The organism is Neorhizobium alkalisoli (assembly GCF_007829835.1).
Lineage (GTDB): Bacteria > Pseudomonadota > Alphaproteobacteria > Rhizobiales > Rhizobiaceae > Neorhizobium.
Genome location: NZ_VIWP01000002.1, coordinates 278,952 through 293,224, shown reverse-complemented (window position 1 = coordinate 293,224; position 14,273 = coordinate 278,952). Strand labels below are relative to the sequence as shown.

Here is a 14,273-nt window from a genome sequence, read left to right as displayed (position 1 = left end):
CGACAGCGGTAAAGTTGGCCCCACCCGTTCATGCGGGTCTGGCGGAGTGCTGGAAGGAAATTGATATGAGCAAAGTCAGCAGCGGCAACGGCGGCGACTCCAAGAATACACTATATTGCTCCTTCTGCGGAAAGAGCCAGCACGAGGTTCGCAAGCTTATTGCAGGACCAACCGTATTCATCTGCGATGAATGCGTTGAACTGTGCATGGACATCATCCGCGAAGAGAACAAGTCCTCGATGGTCAAGTCCCGTGACGGCGTTCCCACGCCGCAGGACATCATCAAGGTTCTCGACGAATACGTCATCGGCCAGAAGCAGGCCAAGCGCATCCTGTCGGTCGCCGTTCACAACCATTACAAGCGTCTCGCACATGCCTCCAAGGGCGGCGATGTCGAGCTCGCGAAGTCGAACATCATGCTCGTCGGCCCGACCGGCTGCGGCAAGACCTATCTTGCCCAGACGCTTGCCCGCATCATCGACGTTCCCTTCACCATGGCGGATGCAACGACCCTGACCGAAGCCGGTTATGTCGGTGAAGACGTCGAAAACATCATCCTGAAGCTCCTGCAGGCTGCGGATTACAATGTCGAACGCGCCCAGCGCGGCATCGTCTATATCGACGAAGTCGACAAGATCTCCCGCAAGTCCGACAACCCGTCCATCACCCGTGACGTTTCGGGCGAAGGCGTGCAGCAGGCGCTTCTGAAGATCATGGAAGGCACGGTTGCCTCGGTCCCGCCGCAGGGCGGCCGCAAGCATCCGCAGCAGGAATTCCTGCAGGTCGACACGACGAACATCCTGTTCATCTGCGGTGGCGCCTTTGCCGGTCTCGACAAGATCATCTCCGCCCGTGGCGAAAAGACCTCGATCGGTTTCGGTGCATCCGTCAAGTCGCCTGAAGATCGCCGCGTCGGCGAAGTTCTGCGCGAACTGGAACCGGAAGACCTGGTCAAGTTCGGCCTCATTCCGGAATTCATCGGTCGTCTGCCTGTCCTGGCAACGCTTGAGGACCTGGATGAAGACGCTCTGATCCAGATCCTGTCGGAGCCGAAGAACGCGCTGATCAAACAGTATCAGCGCCTGTTCGAGATGGAAGACGTGGAACTGACCTTCCACGAGGACGCCCTGCGCGAAATCGCCAAGAAGGCGATCGTCCGCAAGACCGGCGCCCGTGGTCTTCGCTCGATCATGGAAAAGATCCTGCTCGACACGATGTTCGAACTGCCGGCGCTGGAAGGCGTTCGCGAAGTCGTCATCTCGGATGATGTGGTCAAGGGCAATGCCCGCCCGCTCTACATCTATGCCGACCGTGCGGAAGAAAAGGCAAACGTATCGGCCTGAGGCTGAACGTATTGTTTTGAGAACTTCGAGAGGCCCCACTGGGGCCTCTTTTGCGTTTTACGTCTTAATCCTGTGCTTTTTTGCGAATTCCACCATTTTTGGTGGGCAAGGAGTTGCAAGATAGCCATCTTGATTTAGACATCAGGCGGGCAGATGATTTCCATCCCGACTGCTTCGTTTTCTGGCCTCTGTTTCAGAGGCGCGGAGCAGGGGAGAGCCAGATGGGATGGAACGTGCCGTGTCTCCCGGTGTTTTGTGTAGAACCGGTTGTTTTAGCGTAGAGCGTTGCGTGCTGCGCCTTGTAACATCTCTGTCATGTTCGTAACGGGCAGCGGCCATGCAAGGCTTGAAAACGATTTTTGAAAACTCCACTTTGGGTGGGAGTGAAGTGCCTGGAACATTTGATCCAGGCCATCCCGGCAACGGGACGATGGAAAGGAAATGACATGACGAATTCAACGTCTGCAGCAACCGGCGCCGAGACCTATCCGGTCCTGCCCCTGCGCGACATTGTGGTCTTCCCGCATATGATCGTGCCGCTGTTCGTCGGCCGGGAAAAGTCGATCCGGGCGCTTGAAGAAGTGATGGGTTCCGACAAGCAGATCATGCTTGCCACCCAGATCAATGCAGGCGACGACGATCCGGAACCGGACGCGATCTACAAGGTCGGCACCGTTGCCAACGTGCTGCAGCTCCTGAAGCTGCCCGACGGCACCGTCAAGGTTCTCGTCGAAGGCCGTGCCCGTGCAACGATCGGCAGCTATACCGACCGCGAAGAGTTCTACGAAGCCAAGGCCGAGATCCTGGCCGAGCCGGATGAGGATGCCGTCGAGGTCGAAGCCCTGTCGCGTTCCGTGGTTTCCGAATTCGAAAACTACGTGAAGCTGAACAAGAAGATCTCGCCGGAAGTCGTCGGCGCCGCCAGCCAGATCGAGGATTACTCGAAGCTCGCTGATACGGTTGCCTCGCACCTGTCGATCAAGATCACCGAAAAGCAGGAAATGCTGGAAACGGTTTCCGTCAAGCTGCGCCTTGAAAAGGCGCTCGGCTTCATGGAAGGCGAGATCTCCGTCCTGCAGGTGGAAAAGCGCATCCGCTCGCGCGTCAAGCGCCAGATGGAGAAGACCCAGCGCGAGTACTACCTGAACGAACAGATGAAGGCGATCCAGAAGGAGCTCGGCGACGGCGAGGAAGGCCGCGACGAGATGGCCGAACTGGAAGAGCGCATCTCCAAGACGAAGCTGTCCAAGGAAGCCAAGGAAAAGGCTGATGCCGAGCTGAAGAAGCTGCGACAGATGAGCCCGATGTCTGCGGAAGCCACGGTCGTGCGCAACTATCTCGACTGGCTGCTCGGCATTCCGTGGAGCAAGAAGTCGAAGATCAAGACCGACCTCAACAATGCTGAAAAGATCCTCGAACTGGATCACTTCGGCCTGGAAAAGGTCAAGGAACGCATCGTCGAATATCTGGCGGTTCAGGCACGTGCCACGAAGATCAAGGGCCCGATCCTGTGCCTCGTCGGTCCTCCGGGCGTCGGCAAGACCTCGCTCGCCAAGTCGATCGCCAAGGCGACCGGCCGTGAGTATGTCCGCATGGCACTTGGTGGCGTTCGTGACGAAGCCGAAATCCGCGGTCACCGCCGCACTTACATCGGTTCGATGCCCGGCAAGGTCATCCAGTCGATGAAGAAGGCGAAGAAGTCCAACCCGCTCTTCCTGCTCGACGAAATCGACAAGATGGGCCAGGACTTCCGCGGCGATCCGTCTTCGGCTCTGCTGGAAGTGCTCGACCCGGCACAGAACTCGACCTTCATGGATCACTACCTGGAAGTCGAATACGACCTGTCCGACGTGATGTTCATCACCACGGCGAACACGCTGAACATCCCGGCACCGCTGATGGACCGTATGGAAGTCATCCGCATCGCCGGTTACACCGAGGATGAGAAGCGCGAAATCGCCAAGCGTCACCTTCTGCCGAAGGCGATCAAGGAACACGCCCTGCAGCCGAACGAATTCTCGGTCACGGACGATGCCCTGATGGCCATCAGCCAGCAGTATACCCGCGAAGCCGGCGTTCGCTCCTTCGAACGCGAGCTGATGAAGCTCGCCCGCAAGGCGGTGACCGAGATCATCAAGGGCAAGACGAAGTCGGTTGCCGTCACGGCCGCCAACATTTCGGATTACCTCGGTGTTCCGCGGTATCGCCATGGTGAGGCCGAGGGCGAGGATCAGGTCGGTGTCGTCACCGGTCTGGCCTGGACCGAAGTCGGTGGTGAACTGCTGACGATCGAAGGCGTCATGATGCCGGGCAAGGGCCGTATGACGGTCACCGGCAACCTGAAGGAAGTGATGAAGGAATCGATCTCGGCTGCGGCATCCTATGTCCGCTCGCGCGCTGTCGATTTCGGCATCGAGCCGCCGCGCTTCGACAAGTCGGACATCCACGTCCACGTGCCGGAAGGCGCAACCCCGAAGGACGGTCCGTCTGCCGGTGTTGCCATGGCAACGGCGATCGTCTCGATCATGACCGGCATCCCGGTTTCCAAGGATGTCGCGATGACGGGTGAGATCACCCTGCGTGGTCGCGTCCTGCCGATCGGTGGCCTGAAGGAAAAGCTGCTTGCAGCACTTCGCGGCGGCATCAAGAAGGTGCTGATCCCGGAAGAGAATGCCAAGGATCTGGCAGACATTCCGGACAACGTGAAGAACGGCATGGAAATCATCCCCGTGTCCCGCATGGGCGAGGTTATCAAGCATGCGCTCATTCGCCGGCCTGAGCCGATCGAATGGGACGGCACTGTCGAAACGCCGGTCATTGCGACCGTCGACGGCGTCGATGACACTGGCACGACTGTCGCACACTGATTGCGACACCGGCTTTATGTCAGGCCGATAAGAACTGTGAAAAAAGCCGGTCAAAAGCCGGCTTTTTTTGTGAAATATGCTCTGTACCCCTTGTTTTTCAGGCGATTGCGGAGCTTTTGGGTTGCCAAGGCGCGACGCCTGAGTATGGTCGCGCCGATTATGAATCGTTCCAAAACCGTTGAAAGGGTGGAAACATGAACAAGAACGAACTGGTATCCGCAGTGGCCGAAAAAGCCGGCCTCTCGAAGGCTGATGCCGCCTCTGCAGTTGATGCCGTTTTCGAGACTGTCCAGGGCGAACTGAAGAAGGGCGGCGACATCCGTCTCGCTGGTTTCGGCAGCTTCTCCGTTTCCCGTCGTGAAGCTTCCAAGGGCCGTAACCCGTCGACCGGCGCTGAAGTCGACATTCCGGCACGCAACGTGCCGAAGTTCTCGGCCGGCAAGGGCCTCAAGGACGCTGTTAACAGCTAATCTCTTTGCTGACGCTTTTGCGTCGGCAATGGACATGAATAAAGCGCCGGGCAGCAATGCTCCGGCGCTTTTTTCATTTTCCGCCCAATGCTTTTTCATGGTCTGATTGCGGTTTGACAGTAGATTTTGGGAGACGAGATGACCAGCGGTGGAAATGTCATCCATCTGTAATGGAGCGCCCCTAGACGGAACCCCTCACTAAACTGAAGGGTCCTATGATGAAATCGATCTTCCTCGCCGCAGCTGCCTTCGTCGTCACCGCCGGTGTCGCTTCCGCCGACTATGTTTCCTACATCGACTATCCGCAGAAGAAGGATGACGGCAAGGAATTCAACGTTGCCATCGAGATCCCGCAGGGCAGCTTCACCAAGTATGAGATCGATGCCGATACCGGCCACATCGTTGTTGATCGTTACCAGTCCATGCCGGTGATCTATCCGGCCAATTACGGCTCGATCACCAGCTCGCTCGGCGGCGACAACGATCCGCTCGACGCGCTGGTCTACACCCGCGAGCCGGTCGTTCCGGGCGCCATCATCAAGGTTCGCCCGATCGGCGTCCTGAAGATGATCGATGGCGGCGAAGTTGACGACAAGATCGTTGCCGTCCCGACCAGCAAGATCGACCCGACCTACGACAACATCAAGGAAATCACCGACCTGCCGCAGGTTGAGCAGGATCGCCTGCAGGCCTTCTTCCGCGTCTACAAGCAGCTCCCGGCCGGCCGCAAGGCGGTTGAACTGAACGGTTTCGAGCCGGCTGCAAAGGCCGAAGCCGAAGTTTCGACCGCCATCAAGACCTATGCCGAGAAGCACAAGAAGTAATCCTTCTTCATCTTCCGTCGAAAGGCCCGGCCACCCGCCGGGCCTTTTGCGTTGTGGGAACGTGAAAACCCATCCTCACACCATGATGGAAAGGGCGCTGGCGATCTCCACGATTGGGGCGTTCCGGCATATCGGCACCAATATCAACCCAAGATATATAAAACGTCATCTATTTGTCATTGGCGTACACCAGAAGCTACTTGTGGTTTCACGGAGGGGCTTCCCATGACATTCTCGATCCGCGTCGCATTGGCTGCAGCATTGCTGACCTCGGTCGCCTTGCCGGCCGCCGCCGAACAGGTCTTTAACCGCATCGCTTCCTTCCCGGTTGCCGGCAATCTGCCGACCGGTGAGAAGAAGGAAACGTCGGCCGAAATCGTCACCGCCAGCGAAGACGGCATGACGCTCATCTATTCCGACAGCCCGCTCGGTGCGATCGGTTTCATCGACATCAAGGATCCGAAGGCGCCGAAGGCACTTGGTGCCGTCACGTTCAAGGGCGAGCCCACCTCGGTTGCCGCCGTCGGCGCCAAGGCTCTCGCAGCCGTCAATACCAGCGAAAACAGGCAGAGCCCGACCGGCATGCTGGCCGTTGTCGATATTGCCTCCAAGAAGGTCGACCTGACCTGCGATCTCGGCGGCCAGCCGGATTCGATCGCCGTTTCGAAGGACAAGACCTTTGCCGCGATCGCGATCGAGAACGAGCGTGACGAAGACGTCAATGACGGCGCGCTGCCGCAGATGCCGGCCGGCGACCTCGTCATCGTCTCCCTCAAGGACGGCACGCCGGATTGTGCCTTGATCAAGCACATATCGCTGACCGGCCTCGCGGCCATTGGTGGCGAAGACCCGGAGCCGGAATTCGTTGCCATCAACGACAATGGTGAGATCGCTCTCACCATGCAGGAAAACAACGAGATCGTTCTGATCGACGGCAAGACCGCCAAGGTCATCGGCCATTTCCCGGCCGGCAAGGCCGATCTCGAAGGCATCGACAACAAGACCGACGGCCAGCTTTCCTTCACCGGCAAGGCCTCCGGCGTCCTGCGCGAACCCGATGCCATCAAGTGGCTCGATAATGACCGCATCGTCATCGCCAACGAAGGCGACTGGAAGGGCGGCTCGCGCGGCTTCACAATCTTCGATCGCTCCGGCAAGGTGCTTTACGAATCCGGCGCTTCGCTGGAACGCGAAGTTGCCCGCCTCGGCCATTTCCCGGAAAAGCGCGCCCGCTCCAAGGGTATCGAAGTCGAAGGCATGGAGGCTGCGACCTTCAATGGCCAGAAATACTTCTTCCTGCTTGCCGAACGTGCCTCGGTCGTTGCCGTCTACAAGGATACCGGCGCCGAGCCGCAGCTGATGCAGATCCTGCCATCGGGCGTCTCGCCGGAAGGTGCCGTCGCCATTCCGTCGCGTAATCTTCTCATCACCGCCAACGAAGCCGATCTCGGCAAGGATGGCGGCCCGCGCTCGCATGTGATGATCTACGCGCTTGAAGACGGTAAGCCGAACTATCCGAAACTGGTCTCCAAAGATCTCGACGGCAACGTTCTCGGCTGGGGCGCCCTGTCGGGCCTGGTTGGCGATGCCGAGAAGGATGGCATTCTCTACGCCGTCAGCGACAGCTTCTATTCGATGCAGCCGTCGATCTTCACCATCGATGCGACCAAGTCGCCGGCCGAAATCACCAATGTCGTCCGTATCACGCGAAACGGCCAGCCGGCCCAAAAACTCGATATCGAAGGCATCGCGCTGGACGGGAAGGGCGGCTTCTGGCTCGCTTCGGAAGGTGATAGCGCCAAGCTGGTCGGCCACGGCCTCTACAATGTCAGCGCCAAGGGCGAGATCAAGACCGAGATCGGCCTGCCATCCGAACTGCTTGCCGGCGAGACCCGCTACGGTTTCGAAGGCGTCACCACGACCGGTTCCGGTGACGACCTGACACTGTGGATGGCGATCCAGCGCGAATGGAAGGATGATCCCAAGGGGCAGGTCAAGCTCGTCTCCTACAAGCCGAAGTCGAAGGAATGGGGCGCCGTCCGTTATCCGCTCGAAAAGAGCGAAAGCGGCTGGGTCGGCCTGTCCGAGATCACCGCGCGTGGTGACCATGTCTATCTCATCGAGCGCGACAATCTGGTCGGTGATGCAGCCAAGCTGAAGAAGCTCTATCGCGTGGCGCTTTCCGAGATGAAGCCGGGTAAGCTCGGTGGCGATCTGCCGCTCGTCAAGAAGGAAGAGGTTCATGACTTCCTTCCCGAGCTGAAGGCATCGAACGGTTATGTTCTCGACAAGCTCGAAGGTTTCGCTTTCGACAAGTCCGGCAAGGCCTTTGCGGTTACCGACAATGACGGTGTCGATGACAGTTCCGGCGAGACGCTGTTCTTCGCTGTCGATCTGAAGGGCACCAACTGATCGTGCCGCTCATCAACAGGAAAAGGCCGGGTCTTTTCGCCCCGGCCTTTTTTCTGTTCCGCGGATGACCTAAGTCTGGCGTTCCCGATGTGTTCGCATGAGGCTTCGAGTCGATGACCGCCTTTCGTTTCATCCATGCCGCAGACCTGCATCTCGGCAGTCCCTTCCAGGGACTTGCGCTGAAGGATGCGGCCCTTGCCGACATTTTCATCGAGGCGAGCCGCCATGCCTTCACGGCGCTCATCGACGTTGCGATCGAACGCCAGGTGGATTTCTTTCTGGTGGCTGGCGATGTCTATGACGGCGACTGGAAGGACAACAAGATCGGCCTTTTCTTCAACCGCGAAGTGGCACGGCTGGAACGCGCCGGCATCCCGGTCTTTCTCCTGAAGGGCAATCACGATGCCGAAAGCGTCATCACCAGGACGATCACGCTGCCGAAGAATGTCAGCGAATTTCCCGTCAACAAGCCGGGCACCTTCCGGCTCGATCATCTGAAGGTGGCGCTGCACGGGCAGGGGTTTGCCGAGCGCTCCGCCAATGAGAACCTGTCGCTTGCCTATCCGCCGGCCGAGCCCGGCTGGTTCAATATCGGCGTGCTGCATACGTCTCTCACCGGCCGCGAGCCGCATGCCGTCTATGCGCCCTGTTCGGTCGAGGATCTGAGATCGCGCGGTTACGATTACTGGGCGCTTGGCCATGTCCATGATTTCGAGATCGTCGCGCAAGAGCCGCTCATCGTCTTTCCCGGCAATCTCCAGGGGCGCTCGATCCGTGAGCAGGGCGCCAAGGGCGCCGTCATGGTCACGGTCGAGGATGGCCAGGCCAGTGTCGAAAGAATCATCGCCGACATTGCCCGTTTCGCCGAATTGGCCATTGTCGTCGAACCCGACGATGGCGTCCCCGCCATCCTGCGCCGCGTCGAGACCGGCCTAGAAACGCTGGCCGAGGGCATGGAGGGCAGGCCGCTCGCGCTGCGTATCCGGCTCACTGGTGAAAGTCGTTTCCGGGCGGAACTGATCGCCCGTGGCGACTATTTTCGCGATGAGGTCCAGGCCGCCTGCCATCGCAGCCACGAGGACATCTGGCTGGAAAAGCTTGAAATGCGGGTTGAGGCCATGGCTGCTGCCTCTGCATCCTCATCCCAGCCCGATGCGCTTGGCCTCGATGGCCTGATTCCGATGCATGATTTTCCGCCGGCTTTGGTCGAGGAGGCCAATGCCCGTATCGCCGAGATCGTTGCGCGCCTGCCGGGCGGTATAGGTGCCGCAGAAACGCCGCTTGGCGATGACGCGGAAGCCCTGCTGGCGGAGGCCCGTGACCTGCTTCTGGCACGCGCGGCGAGGGTCGGCTGACATGCGTTTCAATCGTCTCGACATTTTGCGTTATGGCGCCCTGACCGATCGTTCGCTGCGCTTCCGGCCCGGTGCCGGCCTGCACGTCGTCTATGGCCCCAACGAGGCCGGCAAATCCTCGGCGCTTTCGGCCATATCCGACCTCCTGTTCGGCTTCCCGGAAAAGTCCGACTATACCTTCCGCCACGATTCCGCCTCGCTGCGGGTCGGTGCCGAGATCCTGTCTCGCGATGGCGGCACGTTAAATTTCCGTCGCCGCAAGGGCCGCAAGAATACGCTTCTGGCTGCCACGGAGGCGGAAGAGCCGCTCTCAGACGATGCGCTGGCGCCCTTCCTCGGCAATCTCTCCCGCGATGTTTTTCAGCGGGCCTTTGGCCTTGATTCCGACAGCCTGCGGGCCGGCGGCGAGACGATGCTGAAAAGCGGCGGCGAGATCGGCAGCCTGCTTTTCTCGGCAGCGTCAGGCCTCAACGGTCTCTCGGATCTGCGGCGCTCGCTGGAGGCCGAGGCCGATAGCATTTATGGCCAGCGCAAATCCAAGGACCGCCGCTTCTATCAGGTCCTCGACGCCCATGATGAGGCACGTCGCGCCGAGCGCGACAACGAGCTGAAGGCCGGTGACTGGAAAAAGCTGATTGCCGAACAGGCCGAGATCGAGGCTTCGATCAAGACCGTGCAGACAGCGCGCGTCGATACGAAAGGCACGCTCGACCGCTTGAACAGGCGACTCAGACTGCAGCCGCTGCTGCGCGAGATCGACCTCGAACGCGACAGGCTGGCGGCCTATGCCGGGCTGGCCACGCTCCCGGCCGGTTTCGAAGAGGAACTGGCGACATTGCTCGATCGCGCCCGGCAGGTTGCGGAAGCCCATCAGGCCGCAGGGGCGGAAGTCTCGCGCCTGAAGGACGAGATCGCCACGGTGCATGTCGATGAGGAGCTGATCGCTTCTGCTCCGGCAATCCTTGCTGTGCACGCTGACAAGGGCGCCTATCTGAAGGCACGCGAAGATATCGCCCGTGTTCGTGCCGAGGTCGAGGATTTCGAGACCAGATTGCTGCATTCGGCCCGGCGTCTCGGCTTTTCACGCGCGACCGATCTCGAAGGCGCCCAGCCTGCCGATGCGGATCTCGTGCGTCTGAAGGAGCTTGTCGGAGAGGGCGAAAATCTTGATCGCGAACTGAAGCAGCTGCGCAAGCGTATCGATGAGGAACGCGACGCCCTGCGGAAGCTGGAAGCCGATGCGGCGGGCGGGCGGCTTGTCGATCCAAAACCCTGGTCCGATCGCTTGATCGCGCTCAGACCGGATCTTGCCGAATTGTCGGCCATCGAAAATCTGACGGTGCGGGTGAAGCGTGCCGAAAGCGATCTCGCCGCTGCCGCCGCCCGTCTCGATCCACCGGTCCGCGATGTCGAGCGTCTGCTTTCGGTAAACCTTCCCGAGATTGCCACCCTGGTCAGCCAGCAGCGCGTCATAGAGGCGGCGAGGCTGGAAAGTGCCCAGGCTGCGCAGAAGGTAGCACAGCTGCAGCAGGACGTGGCCGACGTCACCGCCGCGCTGGCGGCGCTGGAAGGCGGAGGGCAGATCGTCTCTCGTGAAAAAATCGCGGAGGCGCGGGAAGGCCGAGACGCCCTGATCGGCCTTCTGGCAGAAAAGCCTTCGGCTGCTGCAATGGATGCGGCAAGACAGGCTGTGACCGATGCCGACCGTCTGTCTGATGCCGCTCTCGACGATGCCGAACGCGTGCTGAAGCATACGCAGCTCGTCATCCGCCAGCGCGAACTGGATCAGAAGGCCGCCGCTGCCAGGCGGGCGGCGAACGAAGCATCCATCGCTGCCGCCGATGCCGTCACCGAGTTTGAGGACCTTTTTCAGGTTGTTCCCGTGTCTCTGGCAACGCCGGAGCGGATGATCGAATGGCGGCGGTCGCTGGATGGAATCTTTGCCCTTTCGGGCACCCTTGCCGACGCCCGCGATGCCATCGAGACCTTGCGCCTGAAGGAAGAGGCGTTGCAACCGGCCATGCAGGCGCTTGCCGATGCCGTCGGCGTTGCAGGTGGTGTCCTGCCGCTCACGAGCCTCGCCCGCGAACTGGAACGGCGGCTGGAGGAGTTGGGTACGAGCTGGAACGAGCGCCGCACGCTGGAGAGATTGCAGTCCTCAGCAAGGGAGCAGCTCGGTCGTTTCGAGGAGCAGCAGGCAGGCCTCGATGAAAGGGTCGAGGAATGGCGCCAGAGATTTATGCTCTCCCTGACACGGGCCGGCCTTGGTGACGATGCGACGACCGAGATGGCGCTCGCGGCCCTCGATGTCTGGCGCACGATACCGTCGATCATGTCAGAGCGTGACAATCGCGAAAGGCGCGTGCGCGGCATGTCCCGCGATATGGAGCATTTCGAAGAGACGGTATCGGGGCTCTGCAGCAGGATCGCAGCCGAACTGACATCGCTTCCGGCCGATGTCGCGGCAGGCCAGCTCAATAGCCGGGCGATCGAGGCACAGACGGCGGAACACCGTCGTGCGACGCTCCTGGAAGGACTGGCCCGTGCCGAGCTTTCATCCACCCGTTGGAGCGAAGAGGCATCGTCGGTCGACCTCGCACTGACGCGGTCCGCAGAGCAGGCCGCGGTGGAGCCCGCCGAACTGCATCGATTGCTCGCCGATCTGCGCGAGCGCCGCGAAGTTGAAACCTCTCTCACTCAGTCGCGGCGGCGTTTCGCCGAACAGGCGGACGGGGCGCTGGAAGCGGATATCCGAACGGATCTCGCCGAATTCGACCGCATCGCGGCCGGCATCGAGATCGAACGGCTGCAGGCCGAGGACGATCGTCAGGTCGAGACCTTGCGGACGCTCGGCATCGCCCAGGCCAACAATGAGCGCCGGCGGCAGGAACTGGAGACGGGGATCGGCGCCGAGCGGGCCGTTTTCCAGAAGCGTGCTTCCGAAGAGGAGGCGAGGGAGCTTGCCCGGCGCTGGGTCGTGCTCAAACTCGCAGCCGATCTGCTGGCAAGCTCCATGGAGACCTATCGCGAGCAGCAGGCCGATCCCGTGATGATGCGGGCCGGCGAGGTATTTTCCGCCCTGACAGATGGCCGTTTCTCCCGCCTCGTGCAGCTTTATGACGAGGCGGACGAGCTGCGGCTTGCTGTCGAACGTCAGGCAGGCGAGCAGGTGCCGCTTTCAGGTCTCAGCGAAGGAACGGGTGATCAGCTTTATCTGGCGCTACGGCTGGCATTTCTGGAGGATTACTGCAGCCGCAACGAGCCGGCGCCGCTGATCCTCGACGACGTTTTTCAGACTTTCGACGACGAGCGCACGGCTGCAGGCCTCAAGGTGTTGGCAGCTGCCGGCGACCGGTTCCAGACAATCCTGTTTACCCATCAGCTGAGCCTTGTCGATGCGGCCGAAAAGGAGCTTGGCGATGCGGTCGATGTGGTGAGGCTGGAAAGGCTGTGATCCACTCAGCCTGCGGCTGGTGGTGCCCAGGAACGACCGCTTTGCAGTGGCAGGCAGGCGATTGAAACGGCGGTAATGGAGGTCAAGGCCGTTTCCGGAACGCTCCGGCATTCGCTCGTCGCCGGGCGTGCTACGAGAACGAGGTTGAACCGGCGCTGGTCCAGCATTTCCGGCCCGAACACGGCGCGAAAGTTTTCGAGTGTCGACTTGAAGCTGACCCGGTTCCTGAGCTTGTCTTCCAGATAGGCGCGGCTTTCGGGGCTGAGACGCAGCTCGAACTGGTCGATCGCGCTTATCGCACTGGCCAATACTTCATCGTCTTGGGCGGGATCGGTAAAACTCGTCTTGATGCGGAACGTATGCAGTTCTCCCGCAACGATCCCTTTCGCCTGTACGAACAGTGAAGCCGCTTCCGGCGCGTCTCCGAACGGGCGCAGATAGTTGCACTCCCATTCATGGCCGCGCGCCTTGTATTCGGCAACCGGCCCGCTCTCGCCGCCGAGCTGACGGCAACGATCTTCCATCGCAGGACCGGATGCTGCCCTCAAGGTCGTGGCGCGCTCCAGCGAGGCTCGCAGAAGCCATCCGGGATAAAGCGACGCCGGATAACGGATTGCCGGTGAGAGCTGGCGCTGGCGGTTGATCTTGAGGTCCGGTGCCGGTGCGGCGGGCAAGAGGTATTGCTCGAGGTGGAACTGATGCACCAGCCGCAGGTAATTTCGTCCGTCATTGACGGCAAGCACGGTTGCAGCAAGCCCGCCGAGAACGGCGACCAGCAGAAGCCAGAACACGAGAAACCCGCCACTGCGCCGGCGGCGGCGATCAGCGGGGGTGGCGAATTTTACCTTTTCCTCATGCGGCGGCATAGGCGGGTTCCGGTTGAGGAAGGCCTGGTGACTATGCGCAGACAACGGAAAGATCGCGGCGGGGCAGGGCCGACATTCCGCACGGTTTGATCAGCACATGACATGCCTTGTGGAAAAAATCCTTCCCCTTGGCTGCATATTGCGTGATGCGCTGAATTTCCCGCACGGGTTGAAAATTCCTATTGTCCACAGGACCTAACCCGATCGGCATAACACATCGTCGCAAGGCTTCAAATGCGATACAGGTAAAATCGTTGTTTCCTAGGGAGTTACTTCGTTACAGCAGGATTTGTGTCGAAAATTGCGGCTCTCTGCATGACACAGGTGGCGGTAACTTGGAGGCTCGCCTTGCGCGTGCCGCTGCCGCGCCAAAAGAACGCACAGATTTTATTTTTCGCTGCGTTGCGAAAGGTCCGGCTTGTTGTCGGACGCTCCATATGCTTAAGAGCGTCGAATCCCGTCTCGGTCCTTGGGCCTGTCGGACGGTGGGAATCGAGGTTTTGTCGGGGTTTTGGATTGGAGTGGGCCAATCTGATTCTCCAGGCGATCGGGTGATCGACATGCTTCTCGTTGATCAAGTGGGCCGTTTCGTCCGTTGCTGTTTAGCCGCCGTCTCGACTTGGTACGGCGTCTGTTTTTGCTTTTCTCGTGACAACTGCGGATAAGTATGTTGTTAAAGTTA

8 protein-coding genes are annotated in these 14,273 nt (G+C 60.2%); 7 read left to right on the top strand and 1 reads right to left on the bottom strand.

The window, feature by feature from the left end:
• Nucleotides 1-65 precede the first annotated feature (65 nt).
• The 7 genes from clpX to FHW37_RS07170 all read left to right on the top strand — a co-directional run bounded on the left by clpX (nt 66) and on the right by FHW37_RS07170 (nt 12,725).
• Nucleotides 66-1,343: an ATP-dependent Clp protease ATP-binding subunit ClpX gene (clpX, locus tag FHW37_RS07200; protein ID WP_145634419.1), complete on the top strand. Its 1,278-nt coding sequence runs from the start codon at nt 66-68 to the stop codon at nt 1,341-1,343.
• A gap of 446 nt (nt 1,344-1,789) precedes the next feature.
• Nucleotides 1,790-4,210 (top strand): endopeptidase La, encoded by a 2,421-nt coding sequence (gene lon, locus FHW37_RS07195; RefSeq protein ID WP_145634417.1) that lies wholly within the window; start codon nt 1,790-1,792, stop codon nt 4,208-4,210.
• Between the two features lie 194 nt (nt 4,211-4,404).
• Complete coding sequence (gene hupB, locus FHW37_RS07190; protein ID WP_085423022.1) at nt 4,405-4,680, top strand: DNA-binding protein HupB; 276 nt, start codon at nt 4,405-4,407, stop codon at nt 4,678-4,680.
• Between the two features lie 218 nt (nt 4,681-4,898).
• A complete protein-coding gene (locus tag FHW37_RS07185) occupies nt 4,899-5,504 on the top strand; it encodes an inorganic diphosphatase (protein ID WP_145635938.1) in 606 nt (201 codons plus the stop codon).
• A gap of 225 nt (nt 5,505-5,729) precedes the next feature.
• Nucleotides 5,730-7,916 (top strand): esterase-like activity of phytase family protein, encoded by a 2,187-nt coding sequence (locus FHW37_RS07180; RefSeq protein WP_145634414.1) that lies wholly within the window; start codon nt 5,730-5,732, stop codon nt 7,914-7,916.
• Between the two features lie 113 nt (nt 7,917-8,029).
• A complete protein-coding gene (locus FHW37_RS07175) occupies nt 8,030-9,271 on the top strand; it encodes a metallophosphoesterase family protein (RefSeq protein ID WP_145634412.1) in 1,242 nt (413 codons plus the stop codon).
• Between the two features lies 1 nt (nt 9,272).
• The gene (locus tag FHW37_RS07170; protein ID WP_145634410.1) at nt 9,273-12,725 is read left to right on the top strand and encodes an ATP-binding protein; all 3,453 of its coding nucleotides are present in this window, start codon (nt 9,273-9,275) and stop codon (nt 12,723-12,725) included.
• Between the two features lie 5 nt (nt 12,726-12,730).
• Here the strand turns inward: FHW37_RS07170 and FHW37_RS07165 are convergent, their stop codons facing one another.
• Entirely contained in the window at nt 12,731-13,591 is an 861-nt protein-coding gene (locus FHW37_RS07165) for a DUF6030 family protein (protein WP_145634408.1), read from the bottom strand.
• Between the last annotated feature and the right edge of the window lie 682 nt (nt 13,592-14,273).

Bases quoted from the DNA above. Each gene is read 5' to 3' on its own strand.
- lon (WP_145634417.1), top strand. From the start codon at position 1,790: ATGACGAATTCAACGTCTGCAGCAACCGGCGCCGAGACCTATCCGGTC.
- FHW37_RS07185 (WP_145635938.1), top strand. From the start codon at position 4,899: ATGAAATCGATCTTCCTCGCCGCAGCTGCCTTCGTCGTCACCGCCGGT.
- FHW37_RS07165 (WP_145634408.1), bottom strand. From the start codon at position 13,591: ATGCCGCCGCATGAGGAAAAGGTAAAATTCGCCACCCCCGCTGATCGC.
- FHW37_RS07180 (WP_145634414.1), top strand. From the start codon at position 5,730: ATGACATTCTCGATCCGCGTCGCATTGGCTGCAGCATTGCTGACCTCG.
- hupB (WP_085423022.1), top strand. From the start codon at position 4,405: ATGAACAAGAACGAACTGGTATCCGCAGTGGCCGAAAAAGCCGGCCTC.
- FHW37_RS07170 (WP_145634410.1), top strand. From the start codon at position 9,273: ATGCGTTTCAATCGTCTCGACATTTTGCGTTATGGCGCCCTGACCGAT.
- FHW37_RS07175 (WP_145634412.1), top strand. From the start codon at position 8,030: ATGACCGCCTTTCGTTTCATCCATGCCGCAGACCTGCATCTCGGCAGT.
- clpX (WP_145634419.1), top strand. From the start codon at position 66: ATGAGCAAAGTCAGCAGCGGCAACGGCGGCGACTCCAAGAATACACTA.